Here is a 25,480-nt window from a genome sequence, read left to right on the forward strand (position 1 = left end):
CATGAAACGCAAGCTATGCCGGTAGAAACGGCTTTACTGACCAGAGGATACTGAACAATGAGTGCTGCCAAAACCGATTTTAACGACCGCCTGCTGTCTCTGGGGCTGGCAAGGGTGGCGGAACAGGCTGCGCTGGCCTCGGCCTCATTGGTGGGTCGTGGTGACGAAAAAGCGGCCGATCAGGCTGCGGTGAACGCGATGCGCGAACAGCTGAACTTGCTGGACATTGCGGGTGTCGTGGTGATCGGTGAAGGCGAACGCGACGAAGCGCCAATGCTGTTCATCGGTGAAGAGGTCGGCACCGGTAGCGGCCCCGGGGTGGACATCGCGCTGGACCCGCTGGAAGGCACCACGCTGACCGCCAAGGATATGCCTAACGCTTTGACCGTAATTGCAATGGGTCCTCGCGGCTCGATGTTGCATGCACCAGACGTTTACATGGACAAGCTTGCTGTTGGTCCGGGCCTGCCTGAGGGCGTAGTCAATCTGGACATGTCCCCCCGTGAACGCGTTGAGGCTCTGGCCAAGGCCAAAGGCTGCAAACCGGCCGACATCACCGTCTGCATTCTGGAACGCCCCCGTCACGAGGCGATGATCGCGGAAGTGCGCGAAACCGGAGCCTCGATCCGACTGATCACCGATGGTGATGTTGCCGGTGTCATGCATTGCGCTGAAAGCGAAGTGACCGGCATCGATATGTATATGGGCCAGGGTGGCGCGCCCGAAGGAGTGCTGGCCGCTGCTGCGCTGAAATGTATGGGTGGACAGATTTTTGGCCGCCTGTTGTTCCGCAATGATGACGAACGGGGTCGTGCCGCCAAGGCCGGAATCACTGATCTGAACCGTGTGTATGGGCGCGACGAGATGGTGACGGCAGATGTCATTTTTGCCGCGACGGGTGTAACTGGCGGATCGCTGCTGCCGCGCATCAAGCGAGAGCCGGGCTGGGTGGAAACTACAACCTTGCTGATGCGGTCGAAAACCGGATCGGTGCGCCGCATGTCCTATCGCACGCCCACATGGCCACACGACGAGGCATAACGGCTTGCGCCGTTGCCTTCGGCGAGAGTATCTCTGAAAAGATGAAGAGGCCGGATCCGCAAGGGTCCGGCCTTGGCGCATAAGAGGCGAGAGATGAATTTTCTTGGGGTTGAGCAATCGTTAACAGGACGTCGTTGGGTGGGCCCCGGCGCCGAGATCGAACGGGCCGCCGAGATGATGGCGCAACAAACAGACCTGCCTCGTGCAGTGTGTCAGGTCTTGGCCCGACGCGGCGTGCCGGTCACGGAGGCGTGTAGCTTCCTGGACCCTAAGCTAAAAGAGCTATTGCCCGATCCACGCGCCATGAAAGACATGGAAACGGCGGCGGCACGCTTTCTGAGCGCCGTAAGCCATCGCCAAAAGATAGCGGTGTTCGCGGATTATGATGTTGACGGCGGCAGTTCTGCCGCGCTGCTGCTGGTTTGGCTTCGGCAAATGGGGGTGCAAGCGACACTTTATGTGCCGGATCGGATTGATGAGGGTTATGGCCCCAATGTCCCGGCAATGCAGGACCTGGCAGCTAGCCACGACCTGATCATTTGCGTCGATTGCGGCACGCTCAGCCATGAACCGATTGCGGCCGCCAAGGGCGCAGATGTGATTGTGCTGGATCACCACCTCGGCGGCGAGACCCTGCCCGACTGCGTTGCAGTCGTGAACCCGAACCGGCAAGATGAAAGCGGTGATCTGGGCTATTTCTGCGCCGCAGGCGTCGTGTTTCTGATGCTGGTCGAAGCTGGGCGCCAATTGCGCGAGGCGGGTGCGAAGGGGCCCGACCTGATGTCGCTGCTGGACCTGGTGGCCCTGGCAACCGTGGCTGACGTTGCGCCTCTGATCGACGCCAACCGCGCACTGGTTCGACAAGGCCTGAAAGTGATGACGCAGCGACAGCGCCCCGGCCTTGTTGCCCTATCCGACGTCTCGCGTATGGATACAGCGCCGAACAGCTACCACCTTGGCTTCCTGCTTGGTCCCCGCGTGAATGCAGGCGGTCGGATCGGTCAGGCCGATCTGGGTGCACGACTGCTGAGCACCGATTCCCTGCATGAAGCACAAGCCTTGTCCGAACGTCTGGACGCATTGAATACAGAACGCCGCGACATCGAAAATGCAGTACGTGTCGCTGCGATGGAACAGGCGGAAGAGCGCGGTCTCGACGCTCCGTTGGTTTGGGCAGCAGGTGAAGGCTGGCACCCCGGTGTGGTGGGAATTGTGGCCTCTCGACTGAAGGAAACTGCCAATCGCCCCGCAATCGTGATCGGTTTTGACGGGGATGAGGGCAAAGGCTCGGGGCGCTCGGTCTCGGGTGTGGATTTGGGGGCTTCGATCCAACGGCTCGCGACCGAAGGACTGCTGGTCAAGGGTGGAGGCCACAAAATGGCGGCCGGCCTTACTGTCATGCGAGACAAGCTGGAACCGGCCATGGACCGTCTCAGTGAATTGCTGGCCAAACAAGGGGCCGGTCAGGGCGGCCCCGCTGACATGAAGCTGGACGGTGCCCTTATGCCGGGTGCGGCAACGGTGGAGTTGATCGAGCAGATCGAACAGGCCGGTCCTTTTGGTGCCGGAGCCCCGGCCCCACGATACGCACTGCCGGATCTGCAGATACGGTTTGCCAAGCGTGTCGGGGAAACGCATCTGAAGCTGTCACTGGCCGACGGAATGGGCGGAGGACTGGACGCAATTGCCTTTGGCGCCTTTGACGGGCCGATGGGCGAGAAGCTGTCAAATCACGGTGGTGCACGCTTCCATTTCGCAGGCCGTCTTGAGGTGAACACCTGGGGCGGGCGTCAATCCGTACAGCTCAGGCTGGAGGACGCGGCAGAGGCCCGTTGACGTAACACTTGGATGGGGCAAAAAACTTTCACATCCCTGCGTTTTTCGGCTTGCGGGGGTCACGGTGAAACCGTAAAAGGCCCTCCACAAGCCAGCGTGGCCCGTTCGTCTATCGGTTAGGACGCCAGGTTTTCAACCTGGAAAGAGGGGTTCGATTCCCCTACGGGCTACCATTTTTGCTTGCGCCAGTTCCATGTGGCCCGTTCGTCTATCGGTTAGGACGCCAGGTTTTCAACCTGGAAAGAGGGGTTCGATTCCCCTACGGGCTACCACTTTCTTGCCAATTCCACTTAAACCTCTGATCTGTTGCTCGGCCTCTTCCGGTATCTGATCGATGTCATGCTGCCTGAGATTCACTCGACTTGGCAATCTTGATGTCGATGCCCCAGCGCTCGAACGCCTTGGCCATAGCCTCTTTTGGCGCGGCATCCGTCACCAAAGTATGTACAGAACGCGGATCCGGGCCGACATAAGGGGCCATGTCACCGAATTTGAAATGTGCGGCAGCCACGACGACACGATCCGCTTGCCCGGCTACAGCCGACGCGAGATCCGCTTCGGCCGGGCTGTGATACAAAAACCCCTTTGTGTCCGAGATCGCATCCGTGCTGAGGATCACAAGGTCAAATGCATATCGTTGCAGTTGCTTCTGGGCGACATGACCGAAAGTACCCCGTTCATCGGATTGCAGTTCTCCACCCAGTAGATGCACGCGGTTTCCGCTGATCCCCGCCAATGTCTGCACAATCCCGATGGAATTGCTGACAACAGTCAGATGTTCGGTTTGGCGTAGTTCTTCGGCAACAAAGGCGGTGGTTGAGCCGACATCCAGAAAAACGGTCATCTGATCCCGGACCATTTTCGCCGTACGCGCCGCTATGAGACGCTTTTCGTCAGAATGCTGCGAGATTCGGCGAAAGAAACCCGGGTCACCTTGCGCTCCGGCAAGGTACGCACCGCCATGAACGCGTTCGACTGTACCCGCCTTCGACAAAGCCTTGATCGTACGCCGTACCGTTTCTTCGGACACGCCGATCATATTCGCCAGATCAGAGTTTCGCGCCGTTCCACCCAAACGCCGCAAAGCGTCAAGCAACTCAAGTTCACGATGGGTGTTAAGGGTGTTTTTCTTCACAACCAGCTCCGAATTCTCGATGTAGTCTATAAGGGCATGGAACGTCCTGCGCGACAAGCCAGTGCTTCAAAGGTTCCGCAAGGTTTTCCCGTTTCCAGATAAGTGATGAAAGCGGTGGTATCCGCCTCATATCCCAAGTTTTTCGCGACACATGTTTTCGATTTTCTGCCAAGTGGCTTTGTATTCTGGTGTGTTTTCCGCGGCATAGTGAAAGTTTTTCATCAGCCCGGTTAACTGGGTGAACACCTTCCGGGCTTCGGCCTTGTCCGCGAAAGCTGCTGTGGATTTTGTCACTTCGTATACAAGCTTGAACGTCATCCTTTGCCGTTCAAGAGGCACAGTGGCGTCGACCTTGTCGAATGCGTCCTGCTGCAAATAAACCATGTCAACAAACAGGGCTTTTTGTTGGGTTACAAAATCGTCAATCGTGACACCTTCTTCCCCGGTGACCTGCATCATCTGATCAACCTGTTCGCCCTTTTCGATCAGGCCAAGCAGATCACGCACCTTGGCCGTCCACCCCGGCTCAGCGTTTTTGTCGTACCAATCCGACAATTGGTCAGAGTAACGAGACCAACTGAGCATCGGGTCGACTGCGGGGTAAAAACGCTTATACGCACGCTCGGATGACAATCCGAGAAAACATTTGACCGTCGACAGAGTAGATTGGGTCACCGGCTCGTCAAAGTTGCCGCCCGCGGGTGAAACTGTCCCGATCAGCGTCAGGCTGCCAAGGTCGCCGTCATTCGTTTTTAACGCCCCGGCACGCTCGTACAAACCCTTGATCGAGCTTTCCAGATAAGCCGGGAACCCTTCCTCGCCCGGAATTTCCTCAAGCTTGCCAGAGGTTTCACGCATGGCTTGCGCCCACCGACTGGTGCTGTCGGCAATCAACAAGACGTCATAGCCCATCTGGCGATAGTATTCACCCAAAGTGATGCCTGTGAAGATCGACGCCTCGCGCGCCGCAACGGGCATGGATGACGTGTTGCAGATGATAATCGTCCGATCCATCAGGCTACCGCCTGTGGTCGGATCGGTCATTTTCGGAAATTCCGAGATGGTTTCAACCACCTCACCCGCGCGCTCGCCGCAGGCCACAACGATCACGATATCCACTTTCGCATTCCGCGCGATCAGGTTCTGCAGCACGGTCTTGCCTGCCCCGAACGGTCCGGGAATGCAGGCGGTGCCGCCGCGTGCAACCGGAAAAAACGTGTCGATCAGTCGTTGCGACGTCAAAACCGGTTCCGTCGGGTACAAGCGCTCGGACAGCGCTCGTTTCAATACGTTTTCCGGCAACGGCCGCCGAACCGGCCATTTTTGCGAAAGCGTCAGAGTATGCTCACTACCGGTTTCGTCTTCAAGACGAGCCACAATGTCATGGATCGTTGCAGCCCCTTTTTGTACCCAAACCACCTTGTAGTCGCCGGACCAGTTAAATGGCAGCATAATCTTGTGGTTGAAATGACCCTCGGGCACCGTCCCGATACTATCACCTGCAGTTACTGCGTCGCCAACCTTAACCGAGGGCGAAAAGGACCATTTCGCTTGTTCATCCAAGGGCGCAACATCTGCTCCTCGCGGCAGGAAGGTGCCGAATTCGGCGGCCACTTTGGGCAACGGCGATTGCAACCCATCAAACACCTGCCCCAGCAGCCCCGGCCCCAGCTCAACCGACAGCAACTGACCCGATTGTTCAACCCGATCACCGACGGCCACCCCGTCGGTGCTCTCATAGACCTGTACGTCTGCGGTATCGCCACGCACACGCAGCACCTCGGCTTTCAGGCGTTCCTGACGCCCACCAGGGCCGGACCGCGATGGCAGGATAAACACCACTTCGTTTTTGACCAATTGGCCGGGGTGACCGGTTGCATCCGGGTTGGCCTGTATTTGCACAAGCCCTTCCTGAACCGAGACAACACGAGCGGTCGATGTTTGTTTAGCTGAGGTTGGGGCCGTCATGCACTTGCTCCCTCAAAATCGATATCGGCAACGTCTGCCATGGCCTGTTGCGCCAGTTTTTCAAATCTCTTGGCCGCTTCCGCGGCACTGCTTTGCCCCCAGCGGTCGAAAATGTTCCAGATCAGGACGTAGATCGCGATCGCCTCGAAATCGAACAAATGACGGGCGGCGTGACGTTTGAGTTGCGTATGGCTGACCGACAAAAGCAGACGTTCCAGACCAAGCGGATCTTCATCGTCAAGCAGTTGGTGCGCCTCTTTCAGCCACGGCATCGGCCTTTCCAGCCGAAAGGTGGGATCACCCCAGTTTGCCGGAATATGGCGGCTCCATCGTCCTACGCCGAACGATCCTGAAGGCACGGGTTCTCCGCGATTTCTCAGGCGCAGTGCAGCGACCGCCGAGCGCATTTCCATGCGTTCAATGAAGAGCTTGCGCAAGCTAGGCTGCGGGATGTCGTGCAGCGATTGCCTGCATCGCTGGATCGCCTGAGCGTCGGTAACATCCATATCATAGGCACTCCAGCTCAGCGCGTGCTCTAACACGTGCAGGGCTTTGGCATCTTCTGGTGTCAAAGCCGTCAATCGTCGGTCCAACCGGATGCGCGACAACGGCGGCTGTTTGGCGACAAACAACCGCTCTGACCCCGGAAGGCTGCACATCAACGCGATATAGGCGTCCTGCCCTGACATCTCAGCGGATGACCCCTTCCAGCACAGCACGGAACCGGGGTTGCAAATGTTCCATCAACAGCGAAGCGACAGCCTTGTCGGACAGGTCCAGAACGACTCCCTGCTCTTCCGCCCGAACGCGAATACCTTCCTGAGTGTTGTCTGCCACGTGCAATTCAACATTCTCGCGCAACATCTTTGCCGTCAGTCCAAGAACGTATTTCGTCAGCTGGCCCGATTGAATGTCATCAGCGTTCTGTTTGATGTCTTCCTGCGTTGCGACCTTGGCAGGTAAAATGACCTGAACCACGCCATCAAGGTTCGCGCCTTCCCCGGCCCGACCGACGACTTCAAGGATCATTTGTTTTAGAAGCTCAGGATCAGACATCTCTTTGGTCACAAGACGTTCAACATCTGCCTTGAAGCGATCTGTCAAACCCGCCTTCATGGTCAGCACAGCGTCCCGCATCGCGGTGTTCAACGCTTCTTCACCCGCAGACCGGTAGTTGTCGGATTCCGTGCGCGCTTTCTTTTTGAACTCATCGGCTTCGCGTTTTGCATCCGCCAGGATACGCGCAGCCTCGGCCTTGGCATCGTCGCGCAGCTTCTCGGCTTCGGCCTGACCTGCGGCAACCCCATCATTGCGCAGCTTGTCGATCAGGGCGTCAACCCCATGCGAAATCGTTCCGTTCTGTGCCATCAGCTGATCCCCGCACTTATGACCAAAGCGAACACAAATGCAAAAACCCCGAACCCTTCGATGATCGCAGCCGGTGCAAGTGCGAGGCCAAAGATCTCGGGCTTTTCCTTGGTGGCGTTGATCGCAGCGGCACAAGCCCGGCCCTGCCAGATGCCGCAATACATAAGCGCGATGCCCGACAGGATGCCGATCCCGAACAGGCCGCCCGCATTTTCGGGTGTCACGTCGCGGTTCAGGGTGAACATGATGACGATGCCGTAAATCACCATCGTGGACGGAAAGGCCGAAACGCCAACGAAACGGCCATAGCCGCCTTCAGTTTCCGTCATGGCTCCGATACTGGCCATCCCTGCAATCGAACAGCCAATGGCACTTGCCGCAGCGCCCAACGCCATCGGCGCGTAAATACCCAGCCAACCCAGTGTGAGAACAAGCTCATTCATTCCTGAACCTCCTTGCGAGCAAACGGACGAAAGACGATGCCTTCATCCGGTAGACCCCATTTAAAGAATTCGATGTAATTGAGACGTAAGCCGTGGACGACGCCACTCATCATGGCGAGGGCAAAATTTAAAACGTGACCGATGATCAGGATCAGCAACCCAAACAGAATGCCCGGCCCTTTGAGCGCATGCATGACGGAAACGGCCAAATCGTTGAATGTGATCGCCAGAGAGGCCGAAGCAAGGCCCAGCGCGAACAGGCGCATATAACTTAGCACATCGCCAAACGCGCCCATCGCCCCGGTGAGACTTTGAAATCCCTCGAACAGACGCCAGATCCAGTCTGTCGGCTTCTGGATAATCCGCTCGCTGGAAAACAAAACAATCGCCACAACGCCGACGATCAAGATCGCCGAACCCGAAACTGGCGATTTGCCATTCATGTAACTGAGCCAAAGGACAAACCCGCCAATCAGAGCAGCAATCCACCCCAGATTGGCAATAGCCTTGCGTTGCCCCCACGCGGCACGGGCCGCCAGTGCATTGGCCAGAACCAGATGCAAGACACCAACGACAATCGAGACCATCATCATTGCGTTAAAATTGTTCAAATCCAGCGCCTTGAGCTTGGCCCAAATCGAGCCAGAAATCGGAGAGGCACCGAAGTAGCTGCCCACCATGATTCCGTACACGATCGTAGCTCCCGAGATGATCAAGCCAAACCTTCGCCAGGACCTTTGACCGGCTGTGCTATCCATCTTTTTCCAGAAGGCCAGCAGCCCAAGCAGAATGACTGCGCCATACCCGGCATCAGCAACGATCATGGCAAAGAAAATCGCGAAGGATACAGACACGATGACACTCGGATCCCAATCCTGATACCCGGGCACCTGATAGAATAGCGCCAGATCAACAGCGGCACTGCGGTTTTCAGGCTGTTCCAGCAAGGTCGGAGGTGTGTCGCCCGGCCCCGGCTCCTCAATCAGAACCGCAGACCCTTTGGTGCGCGTCATATCCAAAACTGCGTCTACCTGATCTTCAGGAACCCACCCCTGCAAAGCAAACATCGCCTCTTCGTCGCGTACTTTTTGCGTAGCATGGGCCAGTTCGGCAGCGCTTTCGGCGACGGACAGGTTCTGACGCATCTGGGTCAGGTAGCGGGTTCGCGCCACACGCTCAGCCTCGAGCGCCTCAAGAGCGATTTCGGATTCCTCAAGCTGCGCCTCAAGCTCATGTATGGGCAGAGAGCCAACATGCGTGCGCGGGATCGGCAAGATGTCGTCGTCAGGTTCGTCAAGTGAGATCAGAACGACGTAGAGGAACCGGTGGTCTTCTTCCAATATCGCCCAGGGCAGTTTGACCTCGGCCAATGCCTCACGATGCTTCAACGGCAGTTGATAGAACCACAACCTGTTGCCTGCCAAAACATCCGTTGGCGGGAAGTCCAGATCGCCCCACGGCCGCACCTGAGCAATACGATGCGCCAGAAAGTCCCGCCGATCCATCGTATCCCGAGTGCGCTGCATGAGGTCAGTCACATCATGCACGAAACGGTCCATTTCAAAATCGGGATCTCGCTGAATCTGGCGGCGCGGATCTTGAACTTCTGCAAGGAAACGCAACGCCTTATACGCCTCTCTTGCTCTGCGCTCGCTGATCTTTTCCGGTTCATTCGGTGGCGGCACCAGCGGAAGAACGTGCATGCATCCGAGGTACTGCAGCGCCTCGAGCGTGTCCGCCTTATGTGTTACCGGACCTACCAGAGACATCTTTTTCAAACGCGCCACACTCATGCCAAAGCCTCCTGTGCGTGTTTGCGTTTGGAGATTTTTGACCGCACGACTGCCTGCATCTGTTCGTCACTCAGATAGATGCGGATCTTTTTGATATTGGCTTTGGCGCGCGGGATCAGAACTTTTTCAAACAGGTTGACCCGTTGCGTAATCGAGGCCACCGCCTTGTCGAAAATGCGCACACGCTCTTCGGCGATTTTGACCCGCAGCCGCGTTTCGATCATGTCGTGCAGCAACTGTGCGGCAGCATCAACCCAATGAGGTTTGGCTAATACGGAATATGGTCGGACGACAACTTCGATCCGGTCAAGATCAGGCATCTTGACGCCCACCACGTTGACCTCTTTGACCTTGTAATCCTTGAGCTTGACCAAACCATCCAGATCAATGCCCTGCTGGGCAAGCATCGGAAGCTTTTCACCCACCTGTTGCGCAAGGGCCTGCACCTCATCCTGAAGACGTTTGACATCCGCGCGCGCCTTCACCCGTTCCGCCATCAACTGCTGACGCTTCAGATCCAGCGACGGCAGGAACCGCTCATAGCTTTTCAGCTGTGTCTGCTGGCGGGCCAGCGACGATTTATTCAGCTGCAACCGCGCCATTGGCATCCTTGGGGAAATACTTGTCGATCAGGGTTTGCTTCATCAGCAATTGTTCAGGCGCGAAACACTCGGCCAGCGTTCTCCAGCCCAAATCCAGCGCGTCTTCCAGAGGGATCGAGACGTTGATGTCCATGAACCGCGCGCTGAACAGGGCGCCAAATTTCAGCAACTGATGGTCATAGTCTGACAGATCAAACGCCATCGCTTGTTTCTGCGCGGCGTCGCGGCTCTCAGAGTAGAAGCGGATCATCGTGTTCATGATCTGACCGTGATCTTCGCGGGTGGTCTTGCCGATCACATTCTGCTTCAGGCGCGACAAGCTGCCAAAAGGATCAATCACACCCGAGTGCAGATAGATCTGCCCTTCGGTGATATAGCCGGTGTTGTCAGGTACCGGGTGGGTCACGTCATTGCCGGGCATCGTCGTGACGGTCAGAACCGTGACCGACCCTCCTTTGGCGTAGTCACAGGCTTTCTCATATCGGCGTGCCAGTTGGGAATAGAGGTCCCCCATATAGCCACGTTGCGATGGCACCCGCTCCTGACTGATTCCGACCTCTTTCATTGCGTCGGCATAGGCGGTCATGTCGGTCAGCAGCACCAGCACGCGTTTGCCCTCTTCCACCGCGAACTTTTCGGCCACGGCCAGCGCCATGTCAGGCACCAGAAGACGCTCGACCAAAGGGTCCATCGCCTGATTCACGAACATCACAGTGCGCGAGAACACACCCGCATCCTCAAAGGACGTGCGGAAGGTGTGGTAGTCGTCAAAGATCAGGCCCAGTCCACCGAAGACCACGATATCCGCGTCGGCCTGAATGCCGATTCGGCTGAGGAACGCGTTGAACGGCTCGCCAGAGACTGAGAAAATCGGAATTTTCTGGCTTTCGACCAGCGTGTTGAAAACGTCGATCATCGGCACATCGGTGCGGATCATCTTGTTTGGCACCGCGCGTTCAGCCGGGTTTACGGTCGGTCCGCCAATGTCGATTCGCGGCTCGGAAGACAGGTCTGGCCCGCCATCAATCGGTACACCCGCGCCATCAAAAACCCGCCCCAGAATGTTGGCCGAATAAGGTGTCTGCATCGGGTGGCCAAGAAACGTGGCTGTTGCCTCGGTCGAGATTCCCTTGGTACCGGAAAACACCTGCAGCGTGACGACATCCCGGTCGATGAAGATCGCCTGTGCCAGTGTTTTTCGGCCATCCACCGTCTCGATTACCGCCAGGTCGTTGAACCGGACGGCTGGTTCGCCCCTGTCCTCTATCGGCACCCGAACCTTGATCGTGTCCCCGACAATTTCCAGAACACGCGTGTACTTCAACAGACTTCGGGACATTGCATATCCTCACTGTTCCAAGTCGTCTTTCGCAATTCTCGCCGCACGGTTCAGCGGTAATTTTTGTAATAACAATCCCAGCTTACAACGGATTCACAAATTGGCAAACGAGTTCGATTTCACCTCTCTCGAAATGTCCGAACGTCAATTACTAAATTTTTAGTTTGACAGGCGCGCAAAAAATCGCTGATGCTGTCCGGCATCCGGTTTCTGCCGGAGAACCATAATTTTTGGGAGGAGACAGATGCGGAGACATCTACTTTCCGCAGTGGCGGCGGCTGCCGTCATTGCGGGGCACGGTCCTGCTTGGGCCGACGAAGCCGCAGCACAACGTTGGATCGACGACGAGTTCCAGCCATCGACCTTGTCGAAAGACGAACAGATGGGTGAAATGCAGTGGTTCATCGAGGCTGCACAGCCTTTTGCTGGCATGGAAATCAACGTCCTGTCCGAAGGCATTCCAACCCACTCTTACGAATCCGAGGTCCTGACCAAGGCGTTCGAGGAAATCACCGGTATCAAGGTCAATCACCAGATCCTCGGCGAAGGCGAAGTGGTTCAGGCTGTTCAGACCCAGCTTCAGACAGGTCGGAACCTGTATGACGGGTATGTCAACGACAGTGACCTGATCGGTACGCACTCGCGTCTGCAACTGGCCTATCCGCTGACCGATATGATGGGCGGCGACTGGGCGGGTACAACCTCGCCGACGCTGGATCTGGATGACTTCATGGGCATTCAGTTCACCACCGGTCCGGACGGCAAGCTGTATCAGCTGCCCGATCAGCAATTTGCAAACCTCTACTGGTTCCGCAAAGACTGGTTCGATGATGAGGCCAACAAAGCCGCGTTCAAAGAGAAGTACGGCTATGATCTGGGCGTTCCGGTCAACTGGTCGGCCTATGAAGACATCGCCGAGTTCTTCACCAACGACGTGAAAGAAGTCGACGGCGTCGCGATCTATGGGCACATGGATTACGGCAAGCGCGCGCCTGACCTGGGTTGGCGTATGACGGATGCATGGCTGTCGATGGCTGGTGCCGGCGATGTGGGCGAACCCAATGGTATCCCCGTCGACGAATGGGGCATCCGCATGGAAGCAGGAACCTGTAACCCGGTCGGCGCTTCGGTGTCGCGCGGTGGTGCTGCCAACGGTCCTGCCGCGGTCTATGCGATCCGCAAGTGGGATGAATGGCTGCGGGCCTATGCGCCTCCGGGTGCGGCGTCTTATGACTTCTACCAGTCGCTGCCCGCGCTCAGCCAAGGCAATGTGGCCCAACAGATCTTCTGGTACACCGCCTTTACCGCCGACATGGTGAAGCCGAAGTCCGAAGGCAACAATACAGTGGATGACGAAGGCACGCCGCTGTGGCGGATGGCACCCAGCCCGCATGGCCCTTACTGGGAAGAAGGCCAGAAGGTCGGCTACCAAGACGTGGGCTCCTGGACGTTCCTCAAATCGACCCCCTCGGATCGTGCCCAGGCAGCCTGGCTTTATGCCCAGTTCGTGACATCCAAGACTGTTGATGTGAAAAAGTCCCATGTGGGTCTGACCTTCATCCGCGACAGCTCGGTCAATCACGAGTCGTTCACCGAACGCGCATCCAAGTTGGGTGGTCTGGTCGAGTTCTACCGCTCGCCCGACCGTGTGGCATGGTCGCCAACCGGTATCAACGTGCCGGACTATCCGAAGCTGGCCCAGATCTGGTGGCAGCAGATCGGTGACGTGAACTCGGGCGCCTTCACCCCGCAAGAGGCGATGGATCGTCTGGCAGAAGAGATGGACATCACTATGGGCCGTATGCAAGCCGCGGATGAGGCTGCCAACGTCTATGGTGGCTGCGGCCCGCGCCTGAACGAGCCGCAAGACGCGTCCTTCTGGCTGGAAAAAGCCGGTTCGCCCAAGGCCAAGCTTGAGAACGAAAAGCCGCAGGGCCAGACCGTCAACTATGACGAACTGGTTCAGCGCTGGCAGTCTCAGTAAGCCATTGAAACCGGGGGTGCCGTTTGCGGCATCCCCACACCAAGGCCAAGACAGCGCGATGCGCTGCGGGATCGGAACCCACGGACATGATCGAACTTCAAGACGCGACCAAACGGGTCGGCAACGTCATCCATATCAAACCCACGTCCCTGACTTTGCAAATCGGCCATTTCAATGTGCTGCTGGGGGCAACCGGGTCAGGCAAGACCTCTCTTATCAAGATGATGGCCGGGCTGGACCCGATTGCCTCGGGCAAGGTCCTGATGGATGGTCAGGACGTCACACGGCTGAATACGCAAAAGCGACAGATCAGCCTCGTGCACCAGTTCTTCGTGAATTACCCGCACATGACAGTTTTCGACAACATTGCCTCGCCCTTGCGCGTGGCTGGAATGGCTAATTCCGAAGTCGAGGGACGGGTTGAAGAGGCAGCTGACCTGCTGCAACTGCGCCCCATGCTGCACCGCCGCCCGCACGAGCTGTCGGGTGGACAACAACAACGTACTGCGCTGGCGCGTGCCATCGCGAAAGAGAGCCGGGCGGTGTTCCTCGACGAGCCGCTGGCGAATCTCGACTATAAGCTGCGCGAAGAACTGCGCGAGCAATTGCCCGACCTGTTCGCTGGTCGCGGGGCTGTTGTTGTTTATGCCACTTCAGAACCCGAAGAGGCCCTTTTGCTGGGCGGTTACACCGCCTTGATGGAAGATGGCCGGGTTACCCAATTCGGTCCGACCGCAGACATCTATCGCAACCCCGACAACATCGCCGCTGCGCGTGTGTTCTCGGACCCGCCGATCAACGTGGCTCATATCACCGTGTCAGGTGCTCAGGCGCAGTTGGAAGGCGGTGGTGGCTGGCCGGTCGTCGACATAACAGACGGCGAGTATATGGTCGCAGTGCGCCCTCACCGCGTAACGCCATTCCGCACGTCTGACGCGGACGTGGAACTAACCGGCCGGGTGATCGTAACCGAGCTTTCAGGCTCGGATTCAAGCGCGCATTTTCAGCATGGGGATGACGCCTGGGTATCGCTGGCTGCCGGTGTTCACCCCTATCAAGTCGGTGAGGATCACAGTTTCTACCTGAACCCGGCCCATTGCCGGTACTTCAGCCAAGACGGCAAGAGGGTGGCCTGACATGGCACAGATCAAGCTTTCAAACCTTCGACATAGCTATATGCCCGCGCCAAAGGGCCCGGAAGACTATGCGCTGAAGGAAATCGACGTAACATGGCGTGATGGTGGGGCATATGCACTGCTGGGGCCGTCAGGCTGCGGCAAGTCCACACTTCTCAACATCATCTCCGGCCTGCTGACACCATCCGAGGGGCGTATCCTGTTCGATGATCAGGACGTGACCGCCCTGCCCCCCGATCAGCGCAACATTGCGCAGGTGTTCCAGTTCCCGGTGATCTACGACACGATGACCGTGGGCGAGAACCTGGCCTTTCCTCTGAAGAACCGAGGCGTTGATGCCGCGACAATCAAGCGCCGTGTCGATGAAATCGCTGAGATGCTGGATGTCACGGATATGCTGGGCACCAAGGCATCGGGCCTGAGCCCGGATAACAAGCAGAAAATCTCGATGGGTCGTGGGTTGGTGCGCGACGATGTGAACGCAGTGATGTTCGATGAACCGCTGACCGTGATCGACCCCCATCTGAAATGGAAACTGCGGTCGAAGCTGAAAGAACTGCATCAGCGCGTGCAGGCCACGATGATCTACGTGACCCACGACCAGACCGAGGCGCTGACCTTCGCTGACGAGGTGGTGGTGATGCAAGACGGCGAAGTGGTTCAGATCGGCACGCCGGTCGAACTGTTCGAGCGTCCGCAGCACACGTTTGTCGGCCACTTCATTGGTTCGCCGGGCATGAACGTGCTGCCATGTGAAGCAAAAGGTGACCGCGCCATATTTGAAGGGCACGAGGTCATGCTGGAAGGTCCCACGCACGGCGACGGAGGCCGCACCGACCTAGGCATCCGCCCCGAATATGTGGGCTTTGGCGAAACCGGCATTCCTGCGCAAGTGACCAAAGTTTCGGACATTGGTCGCCACTTTGTGGTCAGCGCGATGGTCGGCAATACTCCGTTGAAGGCCGTGGTTGAACATAACGCGCCCAACCCGGGCTCGCACGTGTTCCTGAAGTTTAAACCCGAACACTCCCGCGTCTATCGCGATGGCTGGATCGTAACCGAGGAGCGGACCCAATGAGAACCGAAAACCAAAAGGCGTGGTTCTTTGTCCTTCCCGTTCTGGCACTGGTCGCGTTCAACGCACTGGTGCCGATGATGACGGTGGTGAATTACTCGGTGCAGGAAACCTTTGGCAACAACCAGTTCTTCTGGGAAGGGCTGGGCTGGTTCGAGCAAATCCTGCGCTCTGATCGTTTTCAGGCCGCACTGGGACGGCAATTCCTGTTCACCTTCCTGATCCTGCTGATCGAGGTGCCCCTTGGCATCATCGTCGCCCTGTCCATGCCGCGCAAAGGCTTCTGGGTGCCGGTCTGTCTGGTGCTGATGGCTCTGCCGATGCTGATCCCCTGGAACGTTGTCGGCTCGATGTGGAACATCTTTACGCTGCCGAAAATCGGTCTGCTGGGATACTTCCTGAATGACGTTCTGGGCATCAATTATGACATGACGCAACAGCCCTTGTCGGCCTGGATTACCGTCGTTGTCATGGATGTCTGGCACTGGACGTCACTGGTGGTGCTGCTGTGCTATGCGGGCCTCGTCTCGATCCCTGACGCTTATTATCAGGCGGCCAAGATCGACGGTGCCAGCCCTTGGTCGGTGTTCCGCTACATCCAACTGCCCAAGATGAAGACAGTTCTGACCATCGCAATTCTTTTGCGGTTCATGGACAGTTTCAACATCTATACCGAGCCTTTCGTACTGACCGGCGGTGGCCCCGGCAACTCGACCACCCTACTGTCGATCGACCTGGTGAAGATCGCGTTGGGACAGTTCGACCTTGGCCCGGCGGCGGCGATGAGTCTGATCTATTTCGCCATCACATTGCTTGTGTCGTGGCTCTTCTACACTCTGATGACAAAGGATGACGCAGAATGAAAAAGCGTTCCCTCATCCCGATCCTGTACATCGCGTTCCTGATGCTGCCGATCTATTGGCTGGTGGCGATGTCCTTCAAGACCACGAACGAGATTCTGTCGGGCTTTTCCCTGTTCCCCCAGACATTTACGCTGGAAAATTACATCACAATCTTCACTGATCCGACCTGGTACTGGGGCTACATCAACTCGATCGCTTATGTGACTCTGAACACGGTGCTTTCGGTTTGTGTCGCACTGCCTGCTGCCTATGCTTTCTCTCGCTACAGGTTCCTAGGTGACAAACAGCTGTTTTTCTGGCTGCTGACCAACCGGATGGCTCCGGCTGCGGTATTTGCGCTGCCATTCTTTCAGCTCTACTCTTCCATCGGTCTGTTCGACACGTATCTGGCAGTGGCGCTGGCCCACACACTGTTCAACGTGCCGCTGGCGGTTTGGATTCTGGAGGGCTTTATGCGCGGTATTCCGAAGGAGTTGGATGAAACAGCCTATGTCGACGGCTATTCCTTCCCGCGCTTCTTCGTGACGATTTTCCTGCCCAACATCAAAGCAGGTGTCGGCGTCGCGGCCTTCTTCTGCTTTATGTTCTCGTGGGTGGAAATGCTACTGGCCAAGACCCTGACTGCGGTCGAGGCCAAACCCATCGCCGCCGTGATGACCCGCACCGCATCCAGCGCGGGGTACGAATTGGGCCTGCTTGCCGCCGCCGGCACCCTGACCATCATCCCCGGCGCCATCGTCATCTGGTTTGTCCGCAACTACATCGCGCGTGGTTTCGCGATGGGACGTGTGTGAGGTTCGATATGCGTAAACTTCTTCTCACCCTCTTTTTCCTGCCTTCCACCACTTTTGCCCAGCAGGCCGGATGGGGCAGCGTCGGCCAGCCAGAGGAAAAAGGCTTTTCCTGGACTGCCCCACTGTGGCCCGATTTCTGGATGGCCTGGACCCCGGCGACACTGGCCGTGTTCGTCGGAATCTTTTCGGCCATCGCTCTGATCGGCGTTCTTGAGGGCTTCAAGTATCGAGATGGTATAGAACGGCGCGGTGTGCTGGGGCTGACGACCACATTGGGCGACCGGCTGTTCATCACCCTTCTGGGGTCCGCCTATATCTTCCTCGCCTGGCTGGGGCTTGTCGGACAGCCGGTCTGGACACCTCTTTTCCTGTCTATCGGCTGGGGTGTTTTTGTGTTCTGGAAAGTTTAGACTTTGACAAATTGCGAAAGGATGCTTGTCTGTCAGGCATACTAAACATGGCGACACCGAGATCGATGCGAAAGAAAAAGACGACAAATCTGCTGACCGAGGTTGAACTGGAGTTCATGAACGAGCTCTGGGCCCTTGGGCAAGGCTCGGTGCGCGACGTCCTGGACAGGCTGCCTTCAGAACGCAATCTGGCCTACACATCCGGTGCCACGATCCTGCGTATTCTGGATGAAAAAGGCTTTGTGGAAAGTCACAAGTCAGGAAAAACCCTGATCTATACGCCGCTTCTGGAAAAGGACAGGTATCAGGCCCGTTCGCTGCAAAACCTGTCCCGCACTCTATTCGACGACACTCCCGCCACACTGGTGGCGCGACTTGTCGATGATGCGGGGCTGAGCGAAACCGACCTAGAGGAAATTCGAGCACTGGTAGAGAGGAGACTGCAAAATGACAGCGGTTAGACCGGTTCTCGACGCATTCATTGAACTGAACATCGTGCTGGCCTTATCGGCCGTCATCTGGCTGGCGGCGCGGGCCGCACTGACCCACACGAGCCTGCGCCACAGCTATGTCGCGCAGTTGCGGGCACTCAAGGCGCTAAGCATTTGTGTTCTCATAAGCCCATTTCTTGCATTCGGCGTAACGTCTCTGGCCGCGTATGCATGGCCAGGAAGCGCAGTGGCGCTTGGTGACATCGCTGTTGCCGCCTATCTGCGCGGCGACATCGCTATGCCCGCCACACAATTCGAGGCCCTGTTGAATACCCGAGCAAGATGGGTCGATCTTGCATTGTCTGGACAGCAGCCGGTGATTACCGCATTTGCGGCGCTGCTTGCTTTAGTCGCAATAGTGTTCGCCACTCGTGCCTTACGGGATGCAGTGATGATCCGTCAGACAGTCAAATCCAGCTTTCTGTGGCGTCAATCGGCTAAAGTGGATATCCGCCTTTCCGACCGCATAACAATACCGTTTGCGGTGCGCGGGCTGCGCCGTCGCCATGTCGTTCTTCCAAGCCATCTGCTTGATACTCCGCGTGAGCTGCGTTTTGCATTGGCGCACGAGTTTCAGCATGTTCGGGCGGACGACGTGGAGTGGGAGCTGGGCTTTGAACTGCTGCGTCCACTGTTGTTCTGGAACCCTGCCTATCTGATGCTCAAGTATCAGTTTGGCCGGTTGCGTGAACTGGCCTGCGATCAGTCTGTCGTTGCCCGCAAACGGATTGATGCGCGTGAATACACGGCGTGCTTGTTGGATTATTGCGCTCGTACGATCTCGGCCAACAATCCACGCGTTCTGAATGTTGCGTTTGTGACAGGCGGCAAGGCCAAGCGCGTGCTGCGCCAGCGAGTGCTCGCTCTGACCGATGGTCAGCCGACGGTGCCCACCCTGCCCTCGCTGTTCCTTGGGATGGCCCTGACCTTTGCCACCCTTCTGGCGCTGGGGTCTGCTTCGATTCAACAGACACAGGATTGGAGCCATGATCGCCTGATGCTGTCGACCGTGGTCAATCTGGAACGTCTAGAGGCGCGCAATCAAGGGAATTGACCCTGCCCGATCACCAACCGCGACGGCCGAACAGTGAATGAAGCCTGCCCTCATCGGCAAATGGCTCAAGCGCTCGTGCGCGCTCTAACCGCGCCACAACTCGCGCAACCAGAACCCATCCGATTACAGCAAAGATGACACCACCGAAGGCCTGGCCCAACAGAACGCCAGATGCTCCGGCGACCTGTGAACCAATCGTCGCGAAAACCCAGGTCCCAATGGTGTGGCGACCCCAGTTTATCCATGTGGAGTAAACCGGATGGCCCAGATTGTTGAAGCTGGCATTTGTCACGAAGATCACGCCATTGAAGAACGAAGCCAAAGCCAGCGGGCCGCAGAACAAATAAATCAGAATCCGTGTTTCGCCTTGTGCTGCAAACAAATCCGCAATCGGCGCGCGCAGCAAAAACAGAATGGCCGACATGCAAAGGACATAGATAGCCGTAAACTTGATCCCGGCCAGAAATGCTGCACGCACACGGTCGAATTTCTCGGCCCCATAATTCTGACCGATGATTGGTCCTATTGCGCCTGACAACGCGAATATGACCGAAAACGCCACCGGCAAAAGTCGCCCGATCACGGCCATGCCTGCAACCGCGTCGGTTCCATATTGCGCGATTTCCCGCACCACAATGGCATTGCCGATCGGAGTGGCCACGTTCGTCAGGACGGCAGGAATTGCGATTGCCCGCACGGGCCCCATATCCCGGGCTACCTGCTTCAGAGAGGGGCGCGCAAACCCTTTATGCACCCGCAACGCAGGCCACAGCGCCGCCGCCAACATGCACAGCCGGGCCATAACCGAGGCAATCGCGGCCCCATCCAGCCCCAACCCGACGGCAAAGATCAAAATCGGGTCCAGAACAGCATTTACCAAGCCGCCGTAAATCGTGGCCATCATCGACCGTCGCGCATCCCCATGGCCGCGCAGAACTGCCATCGCCACCATCGCAATCGACATCACGCACATCGTTGGAAGGATGATCGACACATAACGCGTAGCCAGCCGCAAAACCTCACCTTCCGCGCCGAGTACTGACAACAGATAGCTGAGATTCAACAACACCAATATCGAAGTAATCAGCCCGACGATCATTCCCAAAACGGCCACACTGGACGCATAATGCCTTGCTTGTTCTGCCCGTCCGGCCCCGAGTTCGCGCGCAACCAGCGCTCCGGCGGCAATCGACAATCCGATATTGATCGCGTTGGTGAAAAACAGCAACGTCCCGGCATAGCCTACTGCTGCTGCCAGCGCGTCGTTACCCAGCATCGAGATGAAGATCATATCGACAAAGTCGACGGCAAAGATAGCCATCAGGCCGATGCTGGTGGTCAGCGACATGCGCGTCACGTGCAGCATCAGACTGCCGCTCAGAAACACCGCTTTGCTTGCCGATTGATCCGCCAAAACTCTGGTCGCCCCACCTGTTCGACCCGGACGGGCCTCTGATGCCTTTGTGTTCGGCAAGGGCAAGCCCCGACCAGCGCTTAAGCAAACTCACGCGTTTCCAAGGCTTTGTACACCGTATTTTTCAAAGCTGACGGAACCAACAGGGATCAGACAAAGCGGTTCACGTAGTTCTCCAGGATTTCCTGACGCCCCGAACGTGGCTGTGGATTGAGGTCCTCCGCCAGCACTTGTGCCGCAATCTCATCAAGACCTGACGTCAGCATCGCCTGTGCCTCGGGCGCATTCCAGCCCGCGTACCTGTCAGCCAGAGCCTTTTCCAAACCGCCATCCTCGAGCATCGCCGCGGCGGCTTTCAGGCCCCGAGCGCAGATATCCATCCCACCTAAATGCGCGGCGATCAGGTCCTCGGCGTAGATTGACTGCCTGCGAAGTTTTGCGTCGAAATTGGTGCCACCCGTCGTAAACCCGCCCGCTTTCAGAATGTGGTAATAGGCCAGCGCGACTTCGGGCGTGTTGTTCGGAAACTGGTCCGTATCCCATCCCGATTGATAGTCGTTGCGGTTCATGTCGATCGATCCGAGCATCCCTTCAGACGTGGCCACTGCAATCTCGTGTTCGAAACTATGCCCTGCCAGAATCGCGTGCCCCTGTTCGAGGTTCAGCTTAACCTCATCCTCCAGCCCATATTTACGCAAGAAACCGATGCAGGTGGCGGCATCGAAATCATACTGGTGCTTTGACGGCTCCTGAGGTTTGGGTTCGACAAGGATCGCGCCTTTGAATCCGATCTTGTGCTTGTACTCGACCACCATATTCAGGAACCGGCCCATATGATCCAGCTCGGTCCCCATATCGGTATTGAGCAGCGTCTCATATCCTTCGCGCCCGCCCCAAAGTACATAGTTTTCACCGCCAAGCTTGTGGGTGGCGTCCATGCAAGACTTCACAGTGGCGGCGGCAAAGGCAAAGACATCCGGGTCAGGGTTGGTGCTGGCACCGCCCATCCAGCGGCGATGGCTGAACATGTTGGCCGTGCCCCACAACAGCTTGGTGCCAGCGGCCTGCATCTTTTCACCGATATAGTCGGTGATCTCGTTCAACGTGCGCAGATTGTCCGCGAAGTTACCCTGTTCAGGGCGGATATCGGCATCATGCCAGCAGAAGTAAGGCTGGCCGAGAATTTGAAACATTTCAAACGCGATATCGGCCTTCATCTTGGCGCGGCCCATATCATCCTGCGGGTGCCAGGGGCGTTCAAATGTGGGGCCTCCAAACGGATCTCCACCTTCCCAGGCAAAAGAATGCCACCATGCTGCGGCAAAACGCAGGTGATCCTCCATACGCTTGCCCAAGACCATTTCATCAGGGTCGTAATGGCGAAACGCGAGCGGGTTCGTGCTGTCTTCGCCACCGAATTGGACTTTCTCAATTCCCTGAAAGAATCCGCTCGTCATCTCATTCACCTTATTCTGCTTTTTCGCCGGGTTTCTTACCCAGAATGATCATCGACAACAGGTCATCATCGGTGACATCGGCGATATCAACCGTTCCGACCAGCTGCCCGTTCTTCATGACCGAAGCCCGATCGCACAGTTCCATCACAGCATGCACGTCGTGGTCGATCAGAAAAATCCCGATCCCTTGCGCCTTGAGCTTTTGAATCAGGTCCGCCACCATCTGTGTTTCGTGCGGGCCAAGCGCGGCGGTCGGTTCGTCCATGATCAGGATACGTGCATTGAAATATACTGCACGTGCGATGGCCACCGATTGCCGCTGACCACCTGAAAGGGCTGAAACCGGATCGTTGAACTTCTGAAAGTTCGGATTCAGCTGTGCCATAATCTTGCGGCACTCAGCCTCCATCGCGGCATCGTTGACCAGACCGAAAGGTGTGACCATTTCCCGGCCCAGAAACAGGTTCGAGCTTGCATCCAGATTGTCCGCCAACGCCAGTGTCTGATAGATTGTCTCGATATTGTTGGCGCGCGCATCGCGGGGATTGTGGATCTCAACCTTGTTGCCCTCGATCAGGATCTCTCCATGGTCCATTTGATAGGCGCCCGAAAGCACCTTGATCAGGGTGGATTTTCCGGCCCCGTTGTGGCCCAGAAGGCCCACGACCTCGCCCGGGTACAGATCAACCGACACGTGGTCCACCGCCTTGATACCCCCGAAGGAAATCGAGATATCCCGCATTTCCACCAAGGGCGGCTGGCCCGACCCGCGGCCGGACGCTTGGTTTTGTGTTTCTTGTGCTTGCATCATTTCGCCCCCAGACGTTTGCGATAGACGATGTCGATATAGACAGCCAAAACCAGAACGGTGCCGACGACGATATTCTGGAACGGCGCATCCACGCCGACCATGGCCATGCCCGATTGCAACGCCTGCATGATCAGCGCGCCAAGGATCGCGCCGTAGATTGTGCCGATGCCGCCGGACAGCGCTGTCCCGCCGATTACAGCAGCAGCAATCACGCGCAGTTCATCCAGCGTGCCAATATCATTCGAATGGTTGGCCAGACGGGCCGAGGCCACAACGGCTGACAGTGCGCACAAGAACCCCATCAGGGCAAAAATTTTGACGGTCATCATGCGGGTGTTGATGCCTGACAATTCAGCCGCGTCCGGGTTGCCACCGGTTGCAAAGATATAGCGGCCAAATCGGGTCTTGCGGGCCACGACAGTCAGCGTTACCGCAACAAGGATCAGGATCAGGACCGAGATCGGGATACCATAACCGACAACCAGCCCCTCGGGCATGGTCTCACCACGTGCTTCGAACATCCGTTCAAGACGGCGGGTCGGGATCGCATAGCTGTTGACGATGAAGACATAGCCCATGATGGCAATGCCAATGATCGCGGCCAGCGTTGTCTCGGCCCAAAAAGGTTTCACAGGAAACCCATGGGCCGCTTTGGAACGGCGACCGCTCCACAATGCCCAGATTGCAACCGCAGTTGCAGCAAGGCCAAACAGAAGGCTGGCCATTGTGCCCAACGTGCCGTTTGTGCCGCCAAACATCAGGAACGTGCTGTCCAGGGGGCCAATTGTCTGGCCATCCGTCATGTACCAGGCAACGTTACGCCAGACCAAAAATCCGCCCAGCGTCACGATGAAGGCCGGTATGGTGAGGTAACCCACCATCCAACCGTGGAACGCACCGATCAACGTCCCAACGACCAAACCGACAACCAATGTGATTGCCCAGGTCGCCGGGTTGTTCAAACCCATTCCCAGCACGTTCGGCAACAGCTCGGTCTGTGTCATCGCCATGACGGCTGATGTTGTCGCCAGCAAAGCTCCGACCGACAGGTCGATGTGGCGCATTACAATGATGAACACCATGCCACAGGCCATAATGGCGACAGAGACGGTTTGTATCGACAGGTTGAACAGATTTCTGGGCGTCAGAAAACGGCCATCCGTAAAGATGTTGAAGCCAATACACAGGATGATGAAGGCGCCGATCATGCCCAATAGCCGCATATCCAGTTCCAGTTGCTGGAACAGGTTGGCCTTTGTTTTTTTGGGTACCGGCTGAGACGAAGTTTCGGTCATATCCGATCTTTCATGTTCAGCTATGGTCTCTGGCCCGGCCTTCCGGGCCAGAGACGTGATGGTTCGGAGTGTCGGTTAGTTACAGGGTGCAGGGCCGTTTTCGACGCCCTGACACAGATCTGCCAGTGGGATCCAGCCAGCATCAACCACAACAGACAGGTTGTCCTTGGTGATCGGTACCGGTGCCAGGAAGACCGAATTCATCTCTGTTCCACCAGGCGAGGTCCAGCTGATCGCGCCCTCGACATCGGCAGCAGCGGTACCGCTGCTCAGCGCGACCGCGATTTCACCGGCAGCTTTGCCCAGCTCACGTGCGTCTTTCCACACAGAAACGGTTTGCGTGCCTTTGGCTACCCGGTTCAGTGCGGCATGGTCGCCATCCTGGCCCGAGACCGGAATCCCTTCCATGCCCTGCGCGGTCAGCGCAGCAACAACACCACCTGCGGTACCGTCATTCGAGGCCACAACCGCGTCAACGGCGTTTTCATTGGCGGTCAGTATCTGTTCCATGTTGCGCTGCGCGTTCGCGGGCAACCAACCGTCTGTATAGGCTTCACCCACGATGACGACATCGCCGCTGTCTACAGCCGCCTGAATGATCTCTTGCTGACCACCGCGCAGAAAATCCGCGTTCGGATCGGTGGGCGAGCCCTTGATCATTACATAGTTGCCCTTGGGCATGGCGTCGAACACCGCGCGGGCCTGCATCCGGCCAACTTCGACATTATCAAAGGTCAGGTAGAAGGCACGGTCATCCTCGATCAGACGGTCATACGCTATGACCGGAATACCTTCGTCCGCTGCGGCCTGAACAGCCGGGCCGATGGCCTGAGAATCTTGCGCCAGAATGATAAGCGCATCAACGCCCTGGGCGATCAGGCTTTCGATATCCGACAATTGCTTGGACGACGATGATTGCGCATCCGAAGAAATGTACTCTGCACCGCCCGCCTCCAGCGCGGCCTTGATTGCCGCTTCGTCAGTTTTCCAACGCTCTTCCTGGAAATTCGACCAGCTAACACCGACTGTTGGTTCTGCAAATGCAACCGTCCCCATTAGGACTGCAACAGCAGAAGCGCTGAGAATTCGTTTCATGATTTCCTCCCGGTTTCATTGAGCCATCGATTCATGATTCGTGGCCCCGATAATTCTGAGTAGCATATTTATTTCA

Annotated in this window: 23 protein-coding genes and 2 tRNA genes; 12 read left to right on the forward strand and 13 right to left on the reverse strand. The window is 57.1% G+C overall.

Features of this window, described 5'->3' with window-relative positions; all coding sequences use genetic code 11:
* Nucleotides 1–57 precede the first annotated feature (57 nt).
* From glpX to Q0816_RS00650, 4 genes are all read left to right on the forward strand, one after another.
* The gene (gene glpX, locus Q0816_RS00635) at nt 58–1,041 is read left to right on the forward strand and encodes a class II fructose-bisphosphatase (RefSeq protein WP_298846327.1); all 984 of its coding nucleotides are present in this window, start codon (nt 58–60) and stop codon (nt 1,039–1,041) included.
* Between the two features lie 93 nt (nt 1,042–1,134).
* Nucleotides 1,135–2,877 carry a single-stranded-DNA-specific exonuclease RecJ gene (gene recJ / locus Q0816_RS00640; RefSeq protein WP_298846329.1) on the forward strand — a complete coding sequence of 581 codons (1,743 nt, stop codon included), beginning with the start codon at nt 1,135–1,137 and terminating at the stop codon, nt 2,875–2,877.
* A 98-nt stretch (nt 2,878–2,975) separates the two neighbouring features.
* Nucleotides 2,976–3,050 (forward strand) — tRNA-Glu (locus Q0816_RS00645).
* A 24-nt stretch (nt 3,051–3,074) separates the two neighbouring features.
* A tRNA-Glu gene (locus Q0816_RS00650) sits at nt 3,075–3,149 on the forward strand.
* 65 nt (nt 3,150–3,214) lie between these two features.
* On the opposite strand, the gene Q0816_RS00655 is transcribed toward Q0816_RS00650, so the two are convergent.
* The 8 genes from Q0816_RS00655 to Q0816_RS00690 form a co-directional block, all read right to left on the reverse strand.
* Entirely contained in the window at nt 3,215–4,012 is a 798-nt protein-coding gene (locus tag Q0816_RS00655) for a DeoR/GlpR family DNA-binding transcription regulator (protein ID WP_298846331.1), read from the reverse strand.
* Nucleotides 4,013–4,138: 126 nt separating this feature from the next.
* On the reverse strand, nt 4,139–5,980 hold the full coding sequence (locus Q0816_RS00660) for a V-type ATP synthase subunit A (protein ID WP_298846333.1): 1,842 nt from the start codon (nt 5,978–5,980) through the stop codon (nt 4,139–4,141).
* Nucleotides 5,977–6,669, reverse strand: coding sequence for a hypothetical protein (locus Q0816_RS00665; RefSeq protein ID WP_298846335.1), 693 nt, complete (start codon nt 6,667–6,669; stop codon nt 5,977–5,979). The genes Q0816_RS00660 and Q0816_RS00665 overlap by 4 nt, the downstream gene beginning before the upstream one ends.
* 1 nt (nt 6,670) lies before the next feature.
* Nucleotides 6,671–7,348 carry a hypothetical protein gene (locus tag Q0816_RS00670; protein ID WP_298846337.1) on the reverse strand — a complete coding sequence of 226 codons (678 nt, stop codon included), beginning with the start codon at nt 7,346–7,348 and terminating at the stop codon, nt 6,671–6,673.
* Nucleotides 7,348–7,791, reverse strand: coding sequence for an ATP synthase subunit C (locus Q0816_RS00675; protein ID WP_152457528.1), 444 nt, complete (start codon nt 7,789–7,791; stop codon nt 7,348–7,350). Before Q0816_RS00675 ends, Q0816_RS00670 begins: the two co-directional genes overlap by 1 nt.
* On the reverse strand, nt 7,788–9,584 hold the full coding sequence (locus Q0816_RS00680; protein WP_298846346.1) for a hypothetical protein: 1,797 nt from the start codon (nt 9,582–9,584) through the stop codon (nt 7,788–7,790). Before Q0816_RS00680 ends, Q0816_RS00675 begins: the two co-directional genes overlap by 4 nt.
* A complete protein-coding gene (locus Q0816_RS00685; RefSeq protein ID WP_298846348.1) occupies nt 9,581–10,177 on the reverse strand; it encodes a V-type ATP synthase subunit D in 597 nt (198 codons plus the stop codon). Before Q0816_RS00685 ends, Q0816_RS00680 begins: the two co-directional genes overlap by 4 nt.
* The gene (locus tag Q0816_RS00690) at nt 10,164–11,525 is read right to left on the reverse strand and encodes a V-type ATP synthase subunit B (protein ID WP_298846350.1); all 1,362 of its coding nucleotides are present in this window, start codon (nt 11,523–11,525) and stop codon (nt 10,164–10,166) included. Before Q0816_RS00690 ends, Q0816_RS00685 begins: the two co-directional genes overlap by 14 nt.
* 244 nt (nt 11,526–11,769) lie before the next feature.
* Between Q0816_RS00690 and Q0816_RS00695 the strand changes: the two genes are divergently transcribed.
* From Q0816_RS00695 to Q0816_RS00730, 8 genes are all read left to right on the forward strand, one after another.
* The gene (locus tag Q0816_RS00695) at nt 11,770–13,509 is read left to right on the forward strand and encodes an ABC transporter substrate-binding protein (RefSeq protein ID WP_298846352.1); all 1,740 of its coding nucleotides are present in this window, start codon (nt 11,770–11,772) and stop codon (nt 13,507–13,509) included.
* 86 nt (nt 13,510–13,595) lie between these two features.
* Nucleotides 13,596–14,645 carry an ABC transporter ATP-binding protein gene (locus Q0816_RS00700; protein ID WP_298846354.1) on the forward strand — a complete coding sequence of 350 codons (1,050 nt, stop codon included), beginning with the start codon at nt 13,596–13,598 and terminating at the stop codon, nt 14,643–14,645.
* A 1-nt stretch (nt 14,646) separates the two neighbouring features.
* A complete protein-coding gene (locus Q0816_RS00705) occupies nt 14,647–15,723 on the forward strand; it encodes an ABC transporter ATP-binding protein (RefSeq protein ID WP_298846355.1) in 1,077 nt (358 codons plus the stop codon).
* Complete coding sequence (locus tag Q0816_RS00710; protein ID WP_298846356.1) at nt 15,720–16,583, forward strand: carbohydrate ABC transporter permease; 864 nt, start codon at nt 15,720–15,722, stop codon at nt 16,581–16,583. The genes Q0816_RS00705 and Q0816_RS00710 overlap by 4 nt, the downstream gene beginning before the upstream one ends.
* Nucleotides 16,580–17,377: a carbohydrate ABC transporter permease gene (locus tag Q0816_RS00715; protein WP_117869441.1), complete on the forward strand. Its 798-nt coding sequence runs from the start codon at nt 16,580–16,582 to the stop codon at nt 17,375–17,377. The genes Q0816_RS00710 and Q0816_RS00715 overlap by 4 nt, the downstream gene beginning before the upstream one ends.
* Nucleotides 17,378–17,385: 8 nt before the next feature.
* Nucleotides 17,386–17,787, forward strand: a complete 402-nt coding sequence (locus tag Q0816_RS00720; protein ID WP_298846364.1) for a DUF2160 domain-containing protein — start codon at nt 17,386–17,388, stop codon at nt 17,785–17,787.
* 65 nt (nt 17,788–17,852) lie between these two features.
* The gene (locus tag Q0816_RS00725) at nt 17,853–18,248 is read left to right on the forward strand and encodes a BlaI/MecI/CopY family transcriptional regulator (RefSeq protein ID WP_209595788.1); all 396 of its coding nucleotides are present in this window, start codon (nt 17,853–17,855) and stop codon (nt 18,246–18,248) included.
* The gene (locus Q0816_RS00730; RefSeq protein ID WP_298846367.1) at nt 18,235–19,332 is read left to right on the forward strand and encodes a M56 family metallopeptidase; all 1,098 of its coding nucleotides are present in this window, start codon (nt 18,235–18,237) and stop codon (nt 19,330–19,332) included. The genes Q0816_RS00725 and Q0816_RS00730 overlap by 14 nt, the downstream gene beginning before the upstream one ends.
* A gap of 10 nt (nt 19,333–19,342) precedes the next feature.
* On the opposite strand, the gene Q0816_RS00735 is transcribed toward Q0816_RS00730, so the two are convergent.
* The 5 genes from Q0816_RS00735 to xylF all read right to left on the reverse strand — a co-directional run bounded on the left by Q0816_RS00735 (nt 19,343) and on the right by xylF (nt 25,404).
* The gene (locus tag Q0816_RS00735; protein ID WP_298846368.1) at nt 19,343–20,806 is read right to left on the reverse strand and encodes an MATE family efflux transporter; all 1,464 of its coding nucleotides are present in this window, start codon (nt 20,804–20,806) and stop codon (nt 19,343–19,345) included.
* Nucleotides 20,807–20,895: 89 nt separating this feature from the next.
* Nucleotides 20,896–22,203 carry a xylose isomerase gene (xylA, locus tag Q0816_RS00740; protein WP_298846369.1) on the reverse strand — a complete coding sequence of 436 codons (1,308 nt, stop codon included), beginning with the start codon at nt 22,201–22,203 and terminating at the stop codon, nt 20,896–20,898.
* 10 nt (nt 22,204–22,213) lie between these two features.
* The gene (locus Q0816_RS00745) at nt 22,214–23,011 is read right to left on the reverse strand and encodes an ATP-binding cassette domain-containing protein (RefSeq protein ID WP_298847242.1); all 798 of its coding nucleotides are present in this window, start codon (nt 23,009–23,011) and stop codon (nt 22,214–22,216) included.
* Nucleotides 23,011–24,309, reverse strand: a complete 1,299-nt coding sequence (locus Q0816_RS00750; RefSeq protein ID WP_298846372.1) for a sugar ABC transporter permease — start codon at nt 24,307–24,309, stop codon at nt 23,011–23,013. The genes Q0816_RS00745 and Q0816_RS00750 overlap by 1 nt, the downstream gene beginning before the upstream one ends.
* Before the next feature lie 75 nt (nt 24,310–24,384).
* Complete coding sequence (gene xylF / locus Q0816_RS00755; protein WP_298846374.1) at nt 24,385–25,404, reverse strand: D-xylose ABC transporter substrate-binding protein; 1,020 nt, start codon at nt 25,402–25,404, stop codon at nt 24,385–24,387.
* Nucleotides 25,405–25,480 lie beyond the last annotated feature (76 nt).

This window comes from uncultured Ruegeria sp., from assembly GCF_947497005.1.
Classification (GTDB): domain Bacteria; phylum Pseudomonadota; class Alphaproteobacteria; order Rhodobacterales; family Rhodobacteraceae; genus Ruegeria.

Excerpts from the sequence above, each read along its gene's own strand:
- Q0816_RS00690 (WP_298846350.1), bottom strand. The coding sequence starts at position 11,525 with ATGTCCCGAAGTCTGTTGAAGTACACGCGTGTTCTGGAAATTGTCGGG.
- Q0816_RS00675 (WP_152457528.1), bottom strand. The coding sequence starts at position 7,791 with ATGAATGAGCTTGTTCTCACACTGGGTTGGCTGGGTATTTACGCGCCG.
- Q0816_RS00750 (WP_298846372.1), bottom strand. The coding sequence starts at position 24,309 with ATGACCGAAACTTCGTCTCAGCCGGTACCCAAAAAAACAAAGGCCAAC.
- glpX (WP_298846327.1), top strand. The coding sequence starts at position 58 with ATGAGTGCTGCCAAAACCGATTTTAACGACCGCCTGCTGTCTCTGGGG.
- Q0816_RS00700 (WP_298846354.1), top strand. The coding sequence starts at position 13,596 with ATGATCGAACTTCAAGACGCGACCAAACGGGTCGGCAACGTCATCCAT.
- Q0816_RS00660 (WP_298846333.1), bottom strand. The coding sequence starts at position 5,980 with ATGACGGCCCCAACCTCAGCTAAACAAACATCGACCGCTCGTGTTGTC.
- Q0816_RS00705 (WP_298846355.1), top strand. The coding sequence starts at position 14,647 with ATGGCACAGATCAAGCTTTCAAACCTTCGACATAGCTATATGCCCGCG.
- recJ (WP_298846329.1), top strand. The coding sequence starts at position 1,135 with ATGAATTTTCTTGGGGTTGAGCAATCGTTAACAGGACGTCGTTGGGTG.
- Q0816_RS00725 (WP_209595788.1), top strand. The coding sequence starts at position 17,853 with ATGCGAAAGAAAAAGACGACAAATCTGCTGACCGAGGTTGAACTGGAG.
- Q0816_RS00695 (WP_298846352.1), top strand. The coding sequence starts at position 11,770 with ATGCGGAGACATCTACTTTCCGCAGTGGCGGCGGCTGCCGTCATTGCG.
- Q0816_RS00665 (WP_298846335.1), bottom strand. The coding sequence starts at position 6,669 with ATGTCAGGGCAGGACGCCTATATCGCGTTGATGTGCAGCCTTCCGGGG.
- Q0816_RS00720 (WP_298846364.1), top strand. The coding sequence starts at position 17,386 with ATGCGTAAACTTCTTCTCACCCTCTTTTTCCTGCCTTCCACCACTTTT.
- Q0816_RS00745 (WP_298847242.1), bottom strand. The coding sequence starts at position 23,011 with ATGCAAGCACAAGAAACACAAAACCAAGCGTCCGGCCGCGGGTCGGGC.
- xylF (WP_298846374.1), bottom strand. The coding sequence starts at position 25,404 with ATGAAACGAATTCTCAGCGCTTCTGCTGTTGCAGTCCTAATGGGGACG.
- Q0816_RS00730 (WP_298846367.1), top strand. The coding sequence starts at position 18,235 with ATGACAGCGGTTAGACCGGTTCTCGACGCATTCATTGAACTGAACATC.
- Q0816_RS00715 (WP_117869441.1), top strand. The coding sequence starts at position 16,580 with ATGAAAAAGCGTTCCCTCATCCCGATCCTGTACATCGCGTTCCTGATG.
- Q0816_RS00670 (WP_298846337.1), bottom strand. The coding sequence starts at position 7,348 with ATGGCACAGAACGGAACGATTTCGCATGGGGTTGACGCCCTGATCGAC.
- Q0816_RS00710 (WP_298846356.1), top strand. The coding sequence starts at position 15,720 with ATGAGAACCGAAAACCAAAAGGCGTGGTTCTTTGTCCTTCCCGTTCTG.
- Q0816_RS00680 (WP_298846346.1), bottom strand. The coding sequence starts at position 9,584 with ATGAGTGTGGCGCGTTTGAAAAAGATGTCTCTGGTAGGTCCGGTAACA.
- xylA (WP_298846369.1), bottom strand. The coding sequence starts at position 22,203 with ATGACGAGCGGATTCTTTCAGGGAATTGAGAAAGTCCAATTCGGTGGC.